The organism is Candidatus Zixiibacteriota bacterium (assembly GCA_040753875.1).
GTDB lineage: Bacteria > Zixibacteria > MSB-5A5 > GN15 > FEB-12 > DATKJY01.
Window position 1 is genome coordinate 42,257 of the sequence record JBFMDV010000027.1, and the last position, 18,739, is coordinate 60,995.

Consider the following 18,739-nt stretch of genomic DNA (forward strand, 5'->3'; position numbering starts at 1 on the left):
AGGACAATAATGCGACTGTCCGGAAACTCGCGTTATGATTAGAATCCCCCCACATATTCAATCGCTTCAACCGTACGTAGCCGGCAAACCGATTGCCGAACTGGCGCGGGAGAAAAATCTCTCCCGAATCGTCAAACTTGCTTCCAACGAAAACCCACTTGGCCCCTCGCCAAAGGCGCTCGAGGCGGCCCGCCTGGCGCTTCTGGAAAGCCATCGTTATGTCGATCCGGGCAGCTACGACCTAGTGCATGCACTTGCCGTCAAGCATCACAAACCGCCCCAGCAGATCGTCTGTGCTTCAGGCGTCGACGCGCTGTTAGGGTACATCATCAAGGCGTTTTCCGAGGATGGCGATGAGGTACTGACGTCGGAGGGGACCTTCATCGGCATTTACGTCAACACGAACAAACACCGCCGCCGCCTTTGTCAGGTACCACTACGCCAGTACCACTATGATCTAGACGCCATACTGGATGCCATTTCGCCGCATACCCGGATTATCTACATTGCCAACCCCAACAATCCGACCGGCACAATCGTCACCGCCGCGGAGTTCTCGCAGTTCATGACTAGAGTGCCGGCGGACATCCTGGTAGTGTTGGACGAAGCCTATTACAGCTATGCGGCCACCAACCCTGAATATCCCAGAGGGCTGACTTTGAATCACGAAAACTTGATCGTCGCCCGAACCTTCTCTAAGGACTACGGCCTGGCCGGCCTTCGGCTTGGCTTTGCAGTCGGCGCTGAGTATCTCATTCGTGAACTCTACAAGGTCAAACTGCCGTTCGAACCGAATTATATCGCCCAGTGTGCCGGCATCGCTGCGCTGACAGATGACGAATTTATCCGCAAGGTCGTTGTGCTTAATGAGAGAAACCTGGCCAGGATGTCATTTCGACTGGCGGAACTGGGAATACAGCAGGTGCATTCCGATGCCAACTTCATCCTTATGCTCATGCCCACGGAGCAGTTCGCCATGGATTTCAATGCGGCCTGTCTTGAGCGCGGTCTGATACTGCGTCACGTCAGGTCGTTCGGCATTCCCAATGGCATCAGGATAAACTCCGGCACCAATGAAGAAATCTCTTTTGCACTTGCGGTGATCGAAGAAGTATACGCGCAGCTTCATGGCCGCGAGCACGGCCGCTTGCCGAACACGAACAAAGGGTGAGCGAGTGAAGTTCGTCAGTATTGTCACACATAAGGGAGACGAGCGCCTGGGGCTGTGGTATGACGGTGACGTCATCGATGTGAAAGAAGCCGCCGCCCATCTCTCGCTGGACCTTCCGGCCACCATGGCTGAGTTTCTCAAAGGAGAAGACCGTTATATGGATCGCGCCCGGCGCGTACACGAGGCACATCAGTCGGGACGATTCACCAAGGCGATTCCGCGTTCCACGTACCACCTCCTGGCACCGGTGCCGCACCCGACTTCCTGTCGCGACGGGTACGCTTTCCGCCAGCACGTCGCCACCGCCCGTCGCAACCGCGGACTGGAGATGATTCCCGAGTTCGACCAGTTCCCCGTGTTTTATTTCACCAATCATCACAGCATTTTCGGCCCGGGGGATGTCACCGTGGAAAGCGACCACCTGCAGCAACTTGATTTCGAGCTGGAGGCCGCTATCGTCATCGGGAAAAGAGGCCGCAATATTGAAACGCATGATGCCCATCACTACATCGCCGGTTTCATGGTCATGAACGACCTCTCGGCGCGTGTCCTCCAAATGGATGAGATGAAACTGAGCCTCGGACCGGCCAAAGGAAAGGATTTCGCCACCGCGCTCGGCCCCTGGCTGGTGACGCCAGACGAGATCGATGCCCATGAGATTTCCACGCCGCACGGAAACACCTGGGACCTTCAAATGAAGGCGTTCCATAACGGCAAACAGGTCTCCGACGGCAACATGAAGGAGATGAACTGGACGTTTGCTGAAATCATCGAGCGTGCCTCATACGGTGTCGACTTGTATCCGGGGGATGTTATCGGTTCGGGCACGGTCGGCACCGGCTGTTATCTCGAACTGAACGGCAGCGGTGCCCTCAGAGCCAAAGAGCGCGGCGAAAAGTTTCAGCCGACGTGGCTGCAGGCAGGAGACACTATCGAGCTTGAGATTACCGGTCTTGGGAAACTAAAAAACGTCATCAAGAAAGCGCCTCACGACCACTCGATCCTCGCCAGGAAGAGAACCGCATGAGCATGCGAGATATCAATCCGAAGGATGTCTCCGTCCGAGAGATATTTACCCTTCTTCAGGGGGGTGTGGCACCACGTCCAATCGCCCTCGTCTCGACGATCTCCGCCAAAGGTGATGTCAACCTCTCCCCTTTTTCGTTCTTCAACGCGTTCGGCGGCAACCCACCCACCGTGGCCTTCTCCCCCTCCCGCCGGCAACGAGACGGCAGCATCAAACACACGTACTCGAATCTGATGGCCACTAAGGAGTGTGTCATTCAGGCAGTCACGTATGCGATGGTCCAGCAGGTCAGTCTCGCTTCCACAGAATACGCTGAGGGGGTCGACGAATTCCAAAAGACCGGCCTGACCCCGGTTCCTTCGGATCTCGTCAAGCCACCGCGTGTGAAAGAGTCGCCGTTTCAAATGGAGTGCACGCTCAAAGAAATGGTTCATCTTGGCGACGGTCCCGGCTCGGGCAATCTGGCGATCTGCGAGGTGCTGCGATTTCACGTAGCGGAGGACATCTTTAAGGACGGTGTCATTCACCCGGACTTTATCGATCTCGTTGGCCGCAACAGCGCCGACTTTTACACGCGAGCTTCCGGCGACGCTATCTTTTATGTCAAGAAGCCGCTCGAAAGACGCGGCATCGGATACGACCAGTTGCCGGAGTTCATTAGGACCTCAACTGTCCTCAGCGCCAACAATCTTGGGCAGCTTGGCAACACCGAGCGAATTCCTGCCGAAGAAGAAGTGACTTCGTTTGTTGCCGATTTAACGCCGATCGAGGGGGACGAGCATGCGCTTCACCGGTTTGAGCAGCGTAGTAACTACCACGGTATGACGCGCGTATGCGTATATCTTCTGGCCACCGGCTCCCCGCTCGCCCGGCACCTGCTGGAACGGTCCGCCAAATGTGCGCTCGAACACAACGATATTGAATTCGCTTGGAAGGTGCTTCTGCTCGGTCACCGCACCGGGCACCAGACATAGTCTCTCGTATCGGCAGGAGTCCCCACTTCAATGAAAGAGCCGCTGTGGTGTCCGACACATGAGCGCATCGAGCAGAGCAACATGTCGCGTTTTCTGGCGTATGCGGAAAAACGGACCGGGGGGGCATTTGCGAGCTATGACGCGTTGTACCAGTGGTCCATCAGCGATATCGAATCCTTCTGGGAAGCTGTATGGCAATTCGGCGAAATAATCCACTCGCAGCCATATTCACGTGTTCTCTCCGAACGAACGATGCCCGGTGCAAAGTGGTTTGAAGGCGCGCGGCTCAATTTTGCCCGTAACCTGCTTAGACATCGCCACGCCAGGCCGGCGATCATCGCCCAGCGCGAAGCGGAGCCGCCCACGCAGATCAGCTATGACGAATTACATCGCCTGGTAGCCAAATGCGCGCACGGACTGCGGGAGTTGGGCATTGGTCCGGGAGACCGGGTTGCTGCGTATGTCTCGAACATCCCCGAAGCGGTGATCGCTATGCTCGCGGTGACAAGTATCGGGGCGGTCTGGTCCTCCTGCTCGCCGGATTTCGGACTCCAGGGAGCGGTCGACCGGTTTGGACAGATTACGCCAAAAGTGCTCATATCGGTCGACCGATATGTCTATCAGGGGAAAACGGTTGAATTGACAGACCGCGTACAGCATCTTGTAGAGAAAATTCCGCAGATATCTAAGGTCGTAGTTATACCGTCAAGCTCGGATTTTGGGACGACAGACATCAATCGTGCGATCGACTGGCAGACTCTGCTCGACAATAACGCAGCGGATATCGAATTTGCCGAGCTGCCATTCGATCATCCCGTGTATATTCTGTATTCGTCCGGCACCACCGGTATCCCCAAGTGCATGGTCCACGGCGGGGGAGGAACACTGGTACAGCATTACAAAGAGCTGGCGCTGCACACCGACCTCAGGCACGAAGACACAATCTTCTATTACACCACCTGCGGCTGGATGATGTGGAACTGGCTGGTGAGTTCTCTGATGGTCGGTGCGACCGTGTATTTGTATGACGGAAGCCCCTCGTATCCGAACATTGAAGTACTCTGGCAAGCGATCGAGCAACAGAAGATATCCATCTTCGGAACCAGTCCCCGCTTTCTAACCGCCTGCCAGCATGCCAGACTGATTCCGAAGAGAGACTTCGACCTGTCGTCATTGCGGACGATCCTTTCCACCGGCTCGCCATTGTCCAGTGACAATTTTGAATGGGTTTACAAGAACGTCAAGTCGGATCTGCAACTCTCATCGATCTCCGGAGGCACTGATATCATCTCCTGCTTCATGCTCGGCAATCCGCTTCTGCCTGTCTTTTCAGAGGAGATCCAGTGCCGCGGGCTGGGGATGAAAGTCGAAGCCTACGATGACAACGGCCGTCCGGTCATCGAAGAGACCGGTGAACTGGTCTGCACCGCCCCATTTCCATCGATGCCGAGCTACTTCTGGAATGATCCCGATGGTTTCAAGTATCGCTCGGCCTATTTCGAGGTCTTTCCTGGCGTCTGGCGGCACGGCGATTTCATCCGCATTACCGAAAACGGCGGGGTTGTGGTCTACGGCCGTTCGGATGCCACCCTGAATCCGGGCGGCGTGCGCATCGGCACTGCTGAAATATATAACGCGGTCGAAGCCATGCCTGAAATATCCGACAGTATCGTGGTGGCTCAGCGATGGAATCACGACGTTAGGGTCGTATTGTTCGTGGTGACGGCCGAAGGGATCGAATTGGACGAGGCTCTCAAGTCACGTATTCGCGAGACTATCCGCAACCACGCCACGCCGCGCCACGTGCCCGCGGTCGTTCTTCCGATCAGGGAAGTTCCTCGCACGTTGAACGGCAAGAAAGTGGAGGTGGCCGTGACTCGCGTGATCCATGGCGAGAAGGTCCCGAACAGTGAGTCGCTGGCTAATCCGCGTTCGCTCGACCAGTTCGTGAATATTGCGGCTTTAGGTTAACGACTTTCGCAGCTCAGTATCCCCGTTCGCTTGGCTGCTCAAAAATAAGAGGGACAGGTTGTGCCTGTCCCTCGTCTTGTTCCAAATTCCCAACCGGTCAATGTCAGTGCGCATGTACCGACATGGCCTGTGACAGTCGATCGAGCGCCTCTTGCACGTCACGCGAGGCGGCCTCGGCAGCCTGGAGATACCGGCGCGCCTGATCTTTGTTTCCGGCCTTCAGCGCCTCCACCGCCTGGTTGGCCGATTGGTGCACCCGTTTGTGGTAGTCCTCGATCGAAGCAAACCCGTTGAGATGAGAATACTTTTTCTGCCCCTCGGAATAGTACCACTTTCCAAACTGACACTCGCGATGTGTCAGGACCTTCCAATCGTTGAAATTGGCGCGACTATCTAGTACTGCCTCGAGCTTGTGCATGTAAGTTCCGTGCTGCTGTTTGGCGAGGGCCAAGATTCCAGTATCAGCACCCAATACATTGAACGTCGCCACCATCTGCCTCAGACCCTCGGCCTGGCGGTTCAATTCTTCGGCCGCTGCTGCGGATTGCTCGGCGCCGGTCGCCGTCTCCTTGGTCACCGAGGAAATATGCTCGATGTTCTTCGATATCTGCTCGGCTGCCGACGACTGTTCTTCGGCCGCGGTGGCGATCTGCTGGACCATATCCGTCACACGCTGCGCCATCACGACGATCTCGTTCAGGCTGCTGCCGGCTTTGTCCGCCAGGTCGCGCCCTTTGTCCACTTGCTGGATGCCCGCCTCCATCGAGTTGACCGCATCGTCGGTCTGCTTCTGAATCCCCTTGATCATTTCGGTGATCTCGCCGGTCGCCTTGCCGGTTCGCTCGGCCAGCTTACGCACCTCATCCGCCACCACGGCAAAACCGCGGCCCTGTTCTCCGGCGCGGGCGGCCTCGATGGCGGCATTCAGCGCCAGCAGGTTGGTCTGGTCGGCGATGTCGTCAATGACTCCGATGATCTCCCCGATCTGGTCCGCCGATTTGGCCAGTTTGGTGATCGATTCGGCCGATTCACGAACCACGTCGGCGATCTTCTGCATCCCCTGAATCGTGTCATTGACGATCTGTCCACCGCCCGTTGCGGTGTCGGCGGCCCCTTTGGCCGAGTTGGTCGCCTCTGACGCGTTCTTCGAGGATTCCAGGATTGTGGCCGTCATTTCCTCAACGGCCGTTGACACTTGGTTCACCTGGTCCGCCTGGTCCTTGGCGCCCCGGGCCATCTGCTCCGAGGTAGCGGCGATCTCGGTGGCGGCGCTGACCAGCTCGCGGGCATTGCTGTCCAGTTGCCGAATTATCGTTGTGAGATTTGTCGTCATAGTCTGAAACGAATTGCCGAGAATATCTTTCTCGGACTTTGGCTTCACCTGAACGGTCAGGTTGTTGGTAGAAATCTGTTCAGCAGCTGTAGCCAGTTCCTTCATATAGTCAATAAATTTGCGGAACGATGCAGCCAGAAGGCCTACCTCATCTTTCTGATTGATATCGATAACATGCTGAATATCCCCAATGGCGATATCTTCGGCAACCTTGGCAATGCTATTGACCGGACGCGCAATGCCGCGAGCTATAAAAAAGGCCAGCAACGCACTAAGACAGAAGGAGACGATTGCCAGAATGATCCCGATTGAATTGGCTCGGGCGGTTGTGGACTCAACTTGCTCCATCCCCACTAGGAATTCCGCTTCGGCCTCAGTTTCATACGCCTTCAACTTCTCCTGAATCTCCATGAACGTGGCATCAAACCCGGCCATGAGCTTATTGCCCGCCTTTGGTCCATCTTTGACATACACCGCCGCCATCTCGATTCCTGCGTTGTAGTACTGTTCGAATGATGTTCCCATCGACTTAAGCTGATCCTTGTGTTCGGGATCAAGATCGTAGAGCTTCTGGAGCTGATCCCGGAATTCTTTGGCGGCGCTATCCGCAAGCCCGAGCCCGTCGCTCAATCCGTCGAGACCTCTCGTCGCTGAAATATCGCTGCAATACTGCTGTACCTGAATGGTTGCCTTGATTAGTTCGTTGGTTCCGTCCAGAATCGGGTACACAACCTCTTGATTGTGGTGGGCAGATGCTTTGATGCCATTGTAATTGAACAGGTTGAACCCTGCCAAAGTTAACATGATTGCAATCACGATGCCGAAGCCGATATATAGCTTGCTCGCGATTCTGATGTCCTTCCAGCTCATGGCAAATCCTCCGCTTACCTCTACTTGCTTGAATTCCCGTACATGTCTCATACTGTCTTGATGACAATTCACCATCTGTTGCTGTGCCGTCGGTTAGATGCAGCCACGGCAGTCGCTCTAAAAGCCATACTTGACCTCAAATGCTGTAGTAAGTTTGCTGCTCTTCGGTACTTCGCCGGCTCCGACGAAGCTCGACCGGTTCGACCAGTCGTGCCGGATTTCAAATGCTGCTGGAGAGTCTGATCTTGTGAAGGCGCGGCTGTCACCAGTGCGCCTAAGGCCGCCTCAGCCGAGTTCGGCCGCAACAACTTGGTCGTGGTTGTTTCCAGTCGAGCCATTGCTGCTTGCACTTTGGTCGGTTCACCAGGCCGTTCGGCCGCCAGGACCACCTGCATGGCTAAGGCAAGTGCCAACCCTACAATGAACATGAGGAACAGAATCCTTGCCCGGTCCCTCCGTTGTCTGTTTCGTGATTGTATGTGCGTCATGCCGCCGAACCCCTCCGTAGATGTCGCTCCAGTAGATGGTATGCCCCGCTCCAACATGGAGTAGTATTACCATGTGATTCGGGCGCTGGTGTCGTGGAGGTTAGGGATGGGGCGTTCGGCTACGGACGGAAATGCGATAATGCTCAATTTTCGGACTGTCAAGTCCTGGCGAAACGTTTCAGTTAGGAACGGGGCTTAGCCGACACGTGCGCTCAGAACGCGATTCCCCATCCCAGGGAGAACCGATTGGTATCGTATGCGGAAAGCTGCCACGTGAAACTGAGTGCCAGGTTGAAGGGGACCAGGAACGGCGTCAGGTTGCCGACAGTAAAGCCAAGCTCCGAGTAAGCGGTGCGGGCGGACCAGAGACCCCGGTCACCGGTCTGAGGCGCATGATCCCTGAAGTCGGTCCAGAACGCCCCACCGTGTACGTTCAGCGTGAACGGTATCCTCTCCATGAACGGAAGTCGGCTTTTCGCAAAGAGGAGTCGGCCAAAATCGTGCTGCAACGTAACGGCCAGCACCTGGTTACCGTAGAAGTTGTGCTCTCCCAGTGTCTGGAACCCGATGATCGAGTAAAACGACCAGACGTTATGATCCACGGTGAAATACCGTTGCGGCGGCAGCGCCTTGTCGGACCCGCCCCAGTAGGCTCGAAGAGTCGAAGTTCCCAGACCAAGTACCTGTTGTCGCCGATCGACCGACACGGCATACCTGACAAAATCGAAATCGCTGTTCAAGAAAGTTGGAGACGATCTCTCGATCTCTGCCGTCACGTTCGTATACTGCGTCTCGAACAATCGCTCGTCTTTCCCCTTGCGCCGGAGCAATGGCCGTGAATCATACGTGAGTGCCGTTGTCACCGAACGGAGTTGTCCGTCGAGGATCGGCTGATTATCCCGTACTACCTTGTCCTTTTCGAAGAGGCTGAAATCGGTGCGGGTTGGCGTCGACTGCTGATGCGTATCGTGATACGCAAGGCTGAATCGCGTGCGGTCAACGAGTTTGATACCCGAATAGATGCTGAACTCTTCCTCGCGGAAATAGTCGAAGGGATCGGATTTGAAAAACAAAGCCGATAGTGTCGCGTTCCCGCCAATTCCGCTCGACAGTGTTGGCCGGTGACGCATCTCGTTGTGGTACTCTGCTCCCAGGGTCAGCTTCTGCCGCTCCGAGAGGGTGCGTGTGGCGCCAAACGCGAACTGCCAGTAGCGCGCGTCAAAGGCGTAGCCCGCCTTCGCTCGGATTTCCGTCGCGGCCTTCCGGTTATTGAATCGCCCGCCAAGGCCCGCATACGCCCCCTCGGTACGATTGAAATGAAACAGATCATGCTGTGTGGTTGCGAATAGCGGCAAGGCCAGCGCCAGCGGCAGAGCTTTTTTGACGAACGGTCGCGCGCGTTGTATCGAGTCGATCCGGGCATACCCGCGCAGTTCCTGAGTGGTCAGAGGAATGGTCTGGCCGCGGTTCCAGGCAGCGGAATCGACCTTGTCTGCCTGCGGTGATATCTCATAGGCCACCTCGCCAAAACTCCCTGGCGGCATTCCTTCCTGCAGCCGATAACTGTGCAGCGATGCGACATATGATATCAGAATATCCTTGGGAAACCCGGGCAGTGGCACCGCCAGCTTGAATCGCGCCGCCATGTCGATCTCGACCGGCATCCAGTACTCGTTTGTGAACTGGGCGAAATCCATGTGCAGGTGTGCGTCCGAAACGCCTGTCAAGCGGACACCGTCGTTCCACCCCAGGTCGGCACTCACGACGCCGAAACTCGAGTCCGCGATCTGGATCCTGCCCACATACAACGGGTCGACCTGGTTCTTCGGCTCGATCTCCAGAACGAATACGCGTTTGTTATCCGCCTGAATGGTGTCGAGCAGGTAGAAGTTGTAATGATCCAGCGCATCGTCGGCCAGCGGCGTGACGATCCGCTGGGAGCCCATCTCGTCCCGGTTCTGGTAGAAACTAAGCAGGTCCCCAAACAATATGAGTATGGCATCGGCCGGCACATTGGCGGACTGGCGTCTCGCCACGACCGTCTGTTTGTATTTGTCCGGACGTTCCCAAAGGCCGGTCACCTGAGATTCGACGATCAGGAATATATTCGTGGAGTCCGGCTTTTTGCGATCCCGCACCACGAGCTTCGCGTAGGCATCGAAACTGTAGTCGCGCAGTTTGGCGAGCATCTGTTTCTTGCGGGCGATCGCTTCGATGATGATCTGCTGGGCCGGATCATACGCTTTTTCATACACGCGAATGCCGCGAATTTCGATGAGCGATGGCTGCAGTCGGATATCCTGCGTAATATCCTGCTGTGCGATCACGACTGTGGCTCGTTGAGAGTAGTATGCCACGTGGCTGAACTTGACTACATGGGAGCCGGCCGAAAGCAGCAGGCGGTATCTTCCCTCGTCGTTGGTAAGCGTGGAAATGCCGGTCCCCTCCAGCTGGACAGTCACCGCCGAGATCGGCAGGCCGGTGGTCGAGTCGGTCACCTGTCCCGAAACAGTTCCCTGATGGGGTGTCTGCTGTGCGACTGCCATTACTCTGCAAGCTGAAATCGCGACGGCAAGACAGAGTGACTTCCAATTACATGCAAATATCAACTAACAGCTCCAGATTCCCCTTGTACGGACCGTCGTCGCGGCGGTTTCATAAAACTACAGGTGATACAGCATCATATAGACTATTACGCCAGTCACAGAGACGAACATCCATACGGGCCAGAGCCAGGTGACTATCCGCCGGTGCTTGTCGAACCGCCCTTTCAGCGCATGCCGCACCGCCAGCAGAATGAACGGTACCATCACGGCCGCCAGAATAGAATGCGGGATCAGAATGACAAAATAGACCAGCCGTGTCCAATCATGGTGCGGATACGGCACCGAGCCGACCTCGTAATGGTATACCAGATAGCCGATCAGAAACAGCGCCGAGGATGTCAACGCCGCGAGCATGAACCGCTTGTGAATATCCTCGTGCCCCCGTTTGATATTCACGTAGCCCAGAAGTAGTAGACACGCGCTGAGCAGATTGAAGCACGCGTTGACCGTCGGCAGCAGACTGTAGTTCACGGAAGTTCTCTGACCAGCTGTTGAATCTGCGATCGCAGCGACTCGATGGCTGCCGGACTGTCGTAATCGAAATAGCCGCGAATTCTCGCATTGCCATCGACCAGAATGAACTTGGTGCTGTGCATTCCCGGAAGATCACCACTCACCTTAAACCCCTCCTCGCAGAACTGCGAAATCTGGTCCGTTCGTGCTCGTACGAAGCGCCAACGGTTATCTGTTACACCAAAGCGGGCGGCATATTCACGAAGTACCGGCAACGAATCAGTGTCCGGGTCCACCGTGAACGAGACCAGTTGGACCTTGTCGGAATGCGCATATTGCCGGTACAGCTCGGCGAAGCTCGCACTCATGTACGGGCAGGGACCACGGCAACTGGTGAAAATGAAATCCACGACACTGATCTTGCCTTTCAACTCAGCGAGTCCAAACGGCTCACCGTTTCGCTCCACGAATGAAAACGACGGGACGTCGTACAGGACCGGGATATTCTGACGCGAGGCCTCCGCCTGACGAGTCACCGCAAGCGCCGCTATCACGGCCAGCATAACAAGTCCGGCGATCGGCGCCGCCACACGGGCCAATCCTTTACCATAATCGGACACGACGGCTGCTTTCTGGCCCAACCCGAAATACAGCATGAGCGCCAGTCCGATGTAGACACCGGCCAGCCAGAGATGAAATAGTTGAAGTACCGGTGTCAATCCGGCCGTCGCCAGCGCGAGTCCAAGGAGTACCTGACCCAGCATCACCAGCATCATCCCCCACACGACCCGCCTGACCATACCGGTCGGGTGCGATGCCATCTTGACGATAGCAAATCCGATTACCCAGGTAGCGAGCGCCAACAAGGTCCCCGATATCATGTGCAGATCGTATGCCGCGCCCACCCGGCTGAGCCATTGCAGATCACTAAGGAGTGGAAACTCTCTGCTGACCGTCTCAATCCCGGATCGCACCTGTGTTCCGAGTATAATCTGAAGCAAAGCACCGATCCACAGAAATACCGCCCATGCGCGAGCATGGCGCGGGTACGTAGACTCTTCACCTGATGTTGCTTCGCCCATGAAGTACGTGCGCTGCATGACGTACATGAGCAGACTGACGATGAGAAATGAGATCAGAAGGTGCGCCGACACCAGCAGCGGCTGGAGTTCCGAGGCCACCACGCGCCCTCCTTGCCAGCCCTGATAGGCAGTGAGAAGCGCCGCCGCGAGTGATGGCCACACGATCCTGGCCTCGCGCCGAAATTTCGCCAGCGCCACGATCGCCGTGGCCAGAATCAACAGCCCCACGGTCACACCGCACAGCCGGTTGAAATACTCGATCCAGGCAAGCGTGAAATTGAATTGGGCTGGGTCGATACCCGATGGGAGGTCAGCCGCAGAGAGCGGCGGGATCCATCGTCCGAAACAGCGCGGCCAGTCCGGGCACCCCAGACCGGCGCCTGAGACACGCACCAGCCCCCCCATGAAAATCAGAAGATAGGTGGCAATAGTGGCAACAAACGCCAGGCGACGAAACGCTTTCATGTCGAGTCTACCCTTCGCGGCCGGTCAGGTTCCAGGAGTTCGCCGGCCGGAATCAAAAGATGGTTGCCTCCGGAGGAAAGCCGCAAGGACTATTTTGCGGGCGATGTATGAGTTGAGGCACTGTCGACCGATTTCATTGCCCCGGTATGGGATGTATCTATCACCTGCTGCTGATAGATGACGGCATTCTGGTCGATCGGGCCGGTCTCAATCGCGTTGACATCCCCCCGACGAAGCGTATCAAGCATTGTGAGTATAATGAACACGGCCAGAAACAAGAGCGCTCCCACGAACACCGCCAGATACACCTTATTATCATATCTCAGATGCATAAAATAGGCCGCCACCAGCGAGGCCTTCACAGCGGCGATGATCATTGCCACAATCAGATTATATTCGCCGTAATCATGCCCGGCCACCCACACAGTGACAGCCGTTAATACCAGAAGTGCGGTCCCCACGGCCAGGTACACGCGGATGGGAAGAATATGATGAGTCTGGGCGTTCGCACTCATGTGTCGCTCCTATCCAATCAGGTAAAACAGCGGGAACAAAAAGATCCAGATCAGGTCCACCAGGTGCCAGTACAACCCGGTCATCTCGATAGGCGTGTAGTATGCCGCAGAGAAGTGATTCTTCGAAGTCCGATACAACAGCCATCCGATCACCGTCATTCCGCCGATAACGTGAATCCCGTGCAGCCCGGTCATCATGAAATAGACTGAGAAAAACACGTGCGGGTTGGTCCCCTCGATCCCCTGGAATGTGTAGAATCTCCCCGGCAGTTGCCCTTCGTGGATCTTGTGCGCGTATTCAAAGTATTTGATCACAAGAAACGTACCGGCCAGTAGCAGTGTAGTGGCCAGATACCACATGGTTTGCTTCTTGTTGGCCAATTGCATGCTGCGAATGGCCAGCGCCATGGTGACCGAGCTGGTGATGAGCACGATCGTGTTGATCGTACCGAGCGGAAGGCTGAGCACTTTGTGGGCGTTATGGAACATGTCCGGATTCCACGAGCGATAAATGGCGTAGGTGCAGAACAGTCCTCCGAACAGCAGCACTTCCGTCAGGAGGAACAGCCACATCCCCAGTTTGGCTGCTTCTTTCTGCTGCTCGCCATCGCTGAAATGGTGCGCCAGATGGCTCTTATGCGTGTCAGTGTGCGTCATGGCCATTGATATCATGCCCTCCCGACCGGCCTTTGTGCGGCGATATCTGATCGCTGGATCAGCACCGTATCGTAATCATACGGCCCATGTGACAGCACCGGGTCTTTGGCAAAATTCTCGGGCGGCGGCGGCGATGTCGTTTCCCATTCAAATCCCAAGACGCCCCACGGGTTGTTTCCGGCCGGCCTCCCCCGCATCAACGAGTGGATCATGTAGATCATGAAGATCAAGAAGCCGAATCCGAGCACCCAGGCGCCCACCGACGAAAAAGCATGGAGCGGCTGATACTGGTCCAGATAGTTGTGGTACCGACGCGGCATACCTTTCGTCCCCAGAATGAACTGCGAGAAGAATGTCATATTGAATCCGACAAAGATGATTACGCAGGCCACTTTGGCCCAGAACTCGTTGTACATCCGGCCGAACATCTTGGGCCACCAGTAGTGGATTCCTCCCAAAAGCGCCATCACCGTCCCGCCCATCATGACGTAATGAAAATGCGCCACCACGAAATAGGTATCAGTCAGGTGGACGTCAACGGGCAGCGCACCGAGGAAAATGCCGGTGAGTCCGCCGATCGTAAACAGAAACAGAAACGACAGCGCGTACAGCATGGGAGTTTTGAATTCGATCGAGCCCTTGTACAGGGTCATCATCCAGTTGAATACTTTGATGCCCGACGGTATCCCCACGAAAAACGTCAGAAACGAGAACACGATAGCCGCCAACTCCGACTGCCCGCTCACAAACATGTGATGTCCCCAGACCAGGAAACTGACTAACGCGATACCGAGCGATGAGAACGCGATCGCCTTATAACCAAAGATGTGTCGGTGGGAGAAATGGGCGATCAACTCGCTGATGATCGCCATGCCCGGCAGGATCATGATATAGACCGCCGGATGCGAATAGAACCAGAAGAAATGCTGAAACAGCACTGGGTCCCCGCCCATGGCCGGATCGAAAATGCCAATCCCAACCAGTTTCTCGAGGATCAAAAGGAGCAGCGTAATCCCGAGCACCGGCGTGGCCAGCACCTGGATGATAGCGGTGGCGTAGAGTCCCCACACCATGAGCGGCATCCGAAACCAGGTCATGCCCGGCACACGGAGCTTGTGAATGGTCACGATGAAATTCAGGCCGGTAAAGATCGAGGAAAAACCGAGGATGAACACCCCCAGCGTCATTGAGACCACCGAGGTCGATGTGGTCGTACTATACGGCGTGTAGAAGGTCCAGCCCGTATCCACGCCGCCGCTGACAATGGCGAAGAGACAGACGAACGCTCCCACCACGTAGATATACCAACTGGCGAGGTTCAACCTGGGGAACGCCACGTCCTTCGCACCAATTTGAAGCGGCAGCACGAAATTCCCAATCGCTGCCGGGATCGACGGGATGATGAACAGGAAGATCATGATCGCCCCGTGCAGCGTGAAGAACTGGTTATAGGTGTCCGAGCTCATGAAACTGCTCCGATTGGAGAACAGCTCAGTTCGCAGGATCACTGCCAGCAGTCCGCCCACGAAGAAGAAGAACATGATGGCTGCAAAATACATCACGCCGATCCGCTTGTGATCCTGTGTCAGGAGCCAGGATTTGAGCCCTTTGGGGTATCTCAGAAAATTGTATTCCGGAATGGCTGTGGCGCCCATAGTGCGACCCTCGTGTTACTTCAACGACTTGATATACGCAATCAGCGCGTCGATCTGCTGGTCCTTCAGGACTCCCTGGTAGGTCGGCATCACCGGATCGTATCCGGTCACCACCTTCGCTTTGGGTTGCAGGATCGACTCGCGAATGTAGTTCTCATCGACCAGTAGCTGTGCGCCGTCGGTCATCTGTTCCCGCTGTCCGAACCGGCCCTTGAACGACGGCCCCACCAACCGCGTTCCATCGACGCTATGGCAGGTGAAGCAAGCCTTACTCTTGTACAGTTGCGCGCCGTATTCCTCCGGCGTGAGCCCAGTCCCGAGCTGGGCGTTCGCATCCTGCCACGCCAGGTACTCGCGGTCCGACACCACTCTAACTTTCCCCAGCATCTCGGAGTGCCCTTTGCCGCAAAATTCCGTACAGAACATGTCGTAGGTTCCCGCTTTGGTGGCCTCGAACCAGGTGATGGTGTACCGGTTCGGCAGCACGTCCTGCTTGATACGGAAATTGGGTACGAAACAGCTATGGATGACATCACGCGATGACATCAACAACTTCACCGGCTTCCCCAGCGGCACTACCAGATCGTTGACACTGTTGGCGCCGGTCGGGTAATCGAACGTCCAGAACCATTTCTGCGCGGTCACCTTGATCTCGAGCGCGTCTTTCGGGGCCACATGCATCTTGATGAACGTTTTGAATCCCCAGACGAACACGATCATCACGAGGATCGTGGGAATGACCGTCCAGATGATCTCAAGCGGCGTGTTGTGAGTGGCAGCCGCGTTCAGCCGGTCCGCGCCGCGCCGACGATATCGCCAGCTGAAATACAGGATACCGGCCGCCACGATGGCGAACATCGCGATGCTGCCGTACAGGATGAAGTGAAAGAGCGGGTCCACCTCACCGGCAATCGTCGAATTCGCCGGCGGGAGCCACAGAGTCCCGGTGCTATCCATGACTTACTTCTCTCTCCTCATCACGGAATCAATGCGGCCGCCTGACCGCCAGGTGAACCGGTCTTGGCGCCGACCTCTCCCGGCGCCAAAGGATAAACAGTGCCAAGCCCAGGAGCAGCGCTGTCAACCCACCCCCGACCTTCATAACATTCTCCGCAAACAGGACATACCCTTTAGCCTGCGGGTCGTAATGATAGCAATAGAGTATAAGCCTATCGAGCGTGCTGCCGGTCTTCCCCTCCGATGCCTCCAGCAGTGCCAGCTTCAGGTCTCGCGGGTTGTACTCGATCCCGTAGAGATATCGCGAGATCGTGCCGTCCGGCGTCAGGATGAATGTCGCAGCCGTATGAACAAATTCTTTCGACTCGCTGTCGTAGCGATAATGAAACCCGAGCGATTCAGCCAGTGCCTTGGAATTCGCCTCCGTCCCGACCAGGAAGCTCCAGCCGGCTTCGGCCTCCGGTCGTGACAGTTCGGTCAGATAGCTCAACTTCTTGGCAGCCGCCAGGTCATAGGTCTCCCGTGGATTGATACTGATCGCCACCATCCGGAACTGCTCTCCCGGTATCCAGCCGATCTGTTTCACGGCATTCGTGACACCGTTGAGCACTAGGTTGCACAACATGGGGCACTGATAGTACACCATGTTCAGAACCACCGGCTTTCCCTGGCCTAAAAACTCCTGCAGCGTCACCGGTCGTCCATGATCGTCGGTAAACGCCAGGTCAAGCGGCAGTTTTTCACCGAGATGCTCTTCGATCCCTACGCCAGCAAACTCCGGCGGGTTGTCTAAAACCACCTGACCTGCGACCGAACCGGCCAGTACCAGAGTCGCCAGGGCAATCAGGGATAAATCAGGTCTATTTATGTCCCGTTCTGTCCACATGGTCTGCATTACTCGGTGAACATTACCACCGTTTCAAAAGTTCACGCGTCTTTCGAAAAAATGGGATTCGTCGGTCTACGCTTATTTTGGACGCGGCGCCCGATACGCCTCGTCGGCAACAAGCTCCATGGCCCGCTCGATCGGTATCTGGTATATCCCCTTGGCCGGATCCAGGACCTTGTAAGAATTCAACGCCTGATCCTCGCGGGCCCGCAGCTCGCGAAACGTCACCGCTTGCGGCTTGAGCACCGACTGATACACCACGTCTTCGGTGGTCAGCACAAAGTAGGAGTTAATGACAACCAGTGAGATCACGATGAACAGAACGCTCGCCACTGTCCACAGAAGCACCAGCTTCATGTTGACATCGCGCTTTTCATACCCCCCGGCGCCATGTGAGTGGTGACTTGTTTGTGGCTGTTCAGTCATTGCCCTGCCTCAGAACGGATTGACGTGTGATATTGACCCGGCCAGCTTCGGATCGTTCACCGGCACGGTCGCCTGACCAACAAACCGGAGCCAGAACATCCAAACGAACAGGCCGCCGATCCCGACCGTCGCGGCGAGGTCGATCCAGGAAAATGTCGCCCCGTCCGGAAGCAGCGTCGGGTACACCAGCCAGTACATATGAATCCAGTGCATCACCAACAGCCAGACAGCCACTATGCCCAGAGTGACGGCGTTCCTCTTGGTCGCGCGGAACAACAGCGCCACAAACGGAATGGCGAAATGCCCGAACAACACGATCAGGCTGACTGTCTTCCAGGAGCCGACCCACCGATCCAGATACCAGACGGTCTCCTCCGGTATGTTGCCGTACCAGATCAGGAAATACTGCGAGAAACTCACGTAGGTCCAGAATATTGTAAACGCTAACATCAGCTTGCCCAGATCATGCCGGTGTTCCTCGGTGACCACGTCGACCAGAATGCCGTTCCGTCGAAGGAGAACCACCATGAGCGCCATGAGCGATATTGCCCCCAGGAGACCGCTGGCGAAGAAGATGACGCCGAAGATCGTGGAGTACCAATGCGGGTCCAAAGACATCAGCCAGTCGAACCCGGCATAGGTCGCGCTGAACGCGTACAGCACCATCCCCAGGCCGCTCACTCTCCGCATCCGGTCCGCGGTCACTGCCTGGTAACCAGTATCTTCCTTGAGGGACAAGCGGTAGAGCATTCGGGAGAGAATAATCCATACCACCAGATAGAGTATGGAACGGACGACAAAGAATGGCACGTTTAGAAACCCGGCTTTCTTCTGCAACGCGGCATCGGCGGCCACCGCGTCGTGGTGACTCCAGTGATACAGATCGTGCATACCCAGAAGAAGCGGCAGAAACAGAAGCGCCATCAGTGGCAGTGTTTGCGTGAGACTCTCCGCCAGGCGGCGGATCACCACGCTCCACCGGGCGCCGGTCAGATGATGCAGCATGACAAAGAAAAGCGCGCCCAGAGCGAGTGACAGCCAGTATGCATAGGCAGTCAGCCAGGCATGAAAAAACCGGGGCTGGTCGGCGAAGTAACCCACTACACACAACCCAAGCCCCAGTATACCGGCATAGAGCGCCCCGCGGCCGAAACCGCCGGCGTCCCCTATGCGATATGTGTCCTTGTACCATTTCATAGA

At 56.2% G+C, this 18,739-nt stretch carries 15 protein-coding genes; 4 read left to right on the forward strand and 11 right to left on the reverse strand.

What is annotated here, in order from left to right; all coding sequences use genetic code 11:
- The first annotated feature begins 34 nt into the window (after positions 1–34).
- Genes hisC through AB1644_10760 form a run of 4 tightly spaced genes read left to right on the forward strand, consistent with a single transcriptional unit; the run spans position 35 to position 5,143 of the window.
- A complete protein-coding gene (gene hisC, locus AB1644_10745; GenBank protein ID MEW6051525.1) occupies positions 35–1,171 on the forward strand; it encodes a histidinol-phosphate transaminase in 1,137 nt (378 codons plus the stop codon).
- A 4-nt stretch (positions 1,172–1,175) separates the two neighbouring features.
- On the forward strand, positions 1,176–2,198 hold the full coding sequence (locus AB1644_10750; protein ID MEW6051526.1) for a fumarylacetoacetate hydrolase family protein: 1,023 nt from the start codon (positions 1,176–1,178) through the stop codon (positions 2,196–2,198).
- Positions 2,195–3,172, forward strand: a complete 978-nt coding sequence (locus AB1644_10755; GenBank protein MEW6051527.1) for a flavin reductase family protein — start codon at positions 2,195–2,197, stop codon at positions 3,170–3,172. The genes AB1644_10750 and AB1644_10755 overlap by 4 nt, the downstream gene beginning before the upstream one ends.
- A gap of 30 nt (positions 3,173–3,202) precedes the next feature.
- Positions 3,203–5,143 (forward strand): acetoacetate--CoA ligase, encoded by a 1,941-nt coding sequence (locus tag AB1644_10760; GenBank protein MEW6051528.1) that lies wholly within the window; start codon positions 3,203–3,205, stop codon positions 5,141–5,143.
- 103 nt (positions 5,144–5,246) lie between these two features.
- On the opposite strand, the gene AB1644_10765 is transcribed toward AB1644_10760, so the two are convergent.
- The 11 genes from AB1644_10765 to AB1644_10815 form a co-directional block, all read right to left on the reverse strand.
- Positions 5,247–7,346 (reverse strand): methyl-accepting chemotaxis protein, encoded by a 2,100-nt coding sequence (locus tag AB1644_10765; protein ID MEW6051529.1) that lies wholly within the window; start codon positions 7,344–7,346, stop codon positions 5,247–5,249.
- 700 nt (positions 7,347–8,046) lie between these two features.
- The gene (locus AB1644_10770; GenBank protein MEW6051530.1) at positions 8,047–10,380 is read right to left on the reverse strand and encodes a DUF5686 family protein; all 2,334 of its coding nucleotides are present in this window, start codon (positions 10,378–10,380) and stop codon (positions 8,047–8,049) included.
- A 117-nt stretch (positions 10,381–10,497) separates the two neighbouring features.
- The gene (locus AB1644_10775) at positions 10,498–10,911 is read right to left on the reverse strand and encodes a DUF420 domain-containing protein (GenBank protein MEW6051531.1); all 414 of its coding nucleotides are present in this window, start codon (positions 10,909–10,911) and stop codon (positions 10,498–10,500) included.
- Positions 10,908–12,440, reverse strand: a complete 1,533-nt coding sequence (locus AB1644_10780; protein ID MEW6051532.1) for a COX15/CtaA family protein — start codon at positions 12,438–12,440, stop codon at positions 10,908–10,910. The genes AB1644_10775 and AB1644_10780 overlap by 4 nt, the downstream gene beginning before the upstream one ends.
- A gap of 89 nt (positions 12,441–12,529) precedes the next feature.
- Positions 12,530–12,955 carry a cytochrome C oxidase subunit IV family protein gene (locus AB1644_10785; GenBank protein MEW6051533.1) on the reverse strand — a complete coding sequence of 142 codons (426 nt, stop codon included), beginning with the start codon at positions 12,953–12,955 and terminating at the stop codon, positions 12,530–12,532.
- Positions 12,956–12,964: 9 nt separating this feature from the next.
- Complete coding sequence (locus AB1644_10790) at positions 12,965–13,618, reverse strand: cytochrome c oxidase subunit 3 family protein (protein MEW6051534.1); 654 nt, start codon at positions 13,616–13,618, stop codon at positions 12,965–12,967.
- A 5-nt stretch (positions 13,619–13,623) separates the two neighbouring features.
- Positions 13,624–15,267: a cytochrome c oxidase subunit I gene (gene ctaD, locus AB1644_10795; GenBank protein ID MEW6051535.1), complete on the reverse strand. Its 1,644-nt coding sequence runs from the start codon at positions 15,265–15,267 to the stop codon at positions 13,624–13,626.
- A 15-nt stretch (positions 15,268–15,282) separates the two neighbouring features.
- Positions 15,283–16,224, reverse strand: a complete 942-nt coding sequence (gene coxB / locus AB1644_10800) for a cytochrome c oxidase subunit II (protein MEW6051536.1) — start codon at positions 16,222–16,224, stop codon at positions 15,283–15,285.
- Between the two features lie 28 nt (positions 16,225–16,252).
- Positions 16,253–17,110 carry an SCO family protein gene (locus AB1644_10805; protein ID MEW6051537.1) on the reverse strand — a complete coding sequence of 286 codons (858 nt, stop codon included), beginning with the start codon at positions 17,108–17,110 and terminating at the stop codon, positions 16,253–16,255.
- Between the two features lie 81 nt (positions 17,111–17,191).
- Positions 17,192–17,539, reverse strand: a complete 348-nt coding sequence (locus tag AB1644_10810) for a hypothetical protein (protein ID MEW6051538.1) — start codon at positions 17,537–17,539, stop codon at positions 17,192–17,194.
- Positions 17,540–17,548: 9 nt separating this feature from the next.
- On the reverse strand, positions 17,549–18,736 hold the full coding sequence (locus AB1644_10815) for a hypothetical protein (protein MEW6051539.1): 1,188 nt from the start codon (positions 18,734–18,736) through the stop codon (positions 17,549–17,551).
- Between the last annotated feature and the right edge of the window lie 3 nt (positions 18,737–18,739).

What these genes read in the sequence shown, in the direction of transcription:
- AB1644_10755 (MEW6051527.1), top strand. Translation starts at nt 2,195, where the DNA reads ATGAGCATGCGAGATATCAATCCGAAGGATGTCTCCGTCCGAGAGATA.
- ctaD (MEW6051535.1), bottom strand. Translation starts at nt 15,267, where the DNA reads ATGGGCGCCACAGCCATTCCGGAATACAATTTTCTGAGATACCCCAAA.
- hisC (MEW6051525.1), top strand. Translation starts at nt 35, where the DNA reads ATGATTAGAATCCCCCCACATATTCAATCGCTTCAACCGTACGTAGCC.
- coxB (MEW6051536.1), bottom strand. Translation starts at nt 16,224, where the DNA reads ATGGATAGCACCGGGACTCTGTGGCTCCCGCCGGCGAATTCGACGATT.
- AB1644_10790 (MEW6051534.1), bottom strand. Translation starts at nt 13,618, where the DNA reads ATGGCCATGACGCACACTGACACGCATAAGAGCCATCTGGCGCACCAT.
- AB1644_10780 (MEW6051532.1), bottom strand. Translation starts at nt 12,440, where the DNA reads ATGAAAGCGTTTCGTCGCCTGGCGTTTGTTGCCACTATTGCCACCTAT.
- AB1644_10810 (MEW6051538.1), bottom strand. Translation starts at nt 17,539, where the DNA reads ATGACTGAACAGCCACAAACAAGTCACCACTCACATGGCGCCGGGGGG.
- AB1644_10785 (MEW6051533.1), bottom strand. Translation starts at nt 12,955, where the DNA reads ATGAGTGCGAACGCCCAGACTCATCATATTCTTCCCATCCGCGTGTAC.
- AB1644_10770 (MEW6051530.1), bottom strand. Translation starts at nt 10,380, where the DNA reads ATGGCAGTCGCACAGCAGACACCCCATCAGGGAACTGTTTCGGGACAG.
- AB1644_10815 (MEW6051539.1), bottom strand. Translation starts at nt 18,736, where the DNA reads ATGAAATGGTACAAGGACACATATCGCATAGGGGACGCCGGCGGTTTC.
- AB1644_10765 (MEW6051529.1), bottom strand. Translation starts at nt 7,346, where the DNA reads ATGAGCTGGAAGGACATCAGAATCGCGAGCAAGCTATATATCGGCTTC.
- AB1644_10760 (MEW6051528.1), top strand. Translation starts at nt 3,203, where the DNA reads ATGAAAGAGCCGCTGTGGTGTCCGACACATGAGCGCATCGAGCAGAGC.
- AB1644_10805 (MEW6051537.1), bottom strand. Translation starts at nt 17,110, where the DNA reads ATGTGGACAGAACGGGACATAAATAGACCTGATTTATCCCTGATTGCC.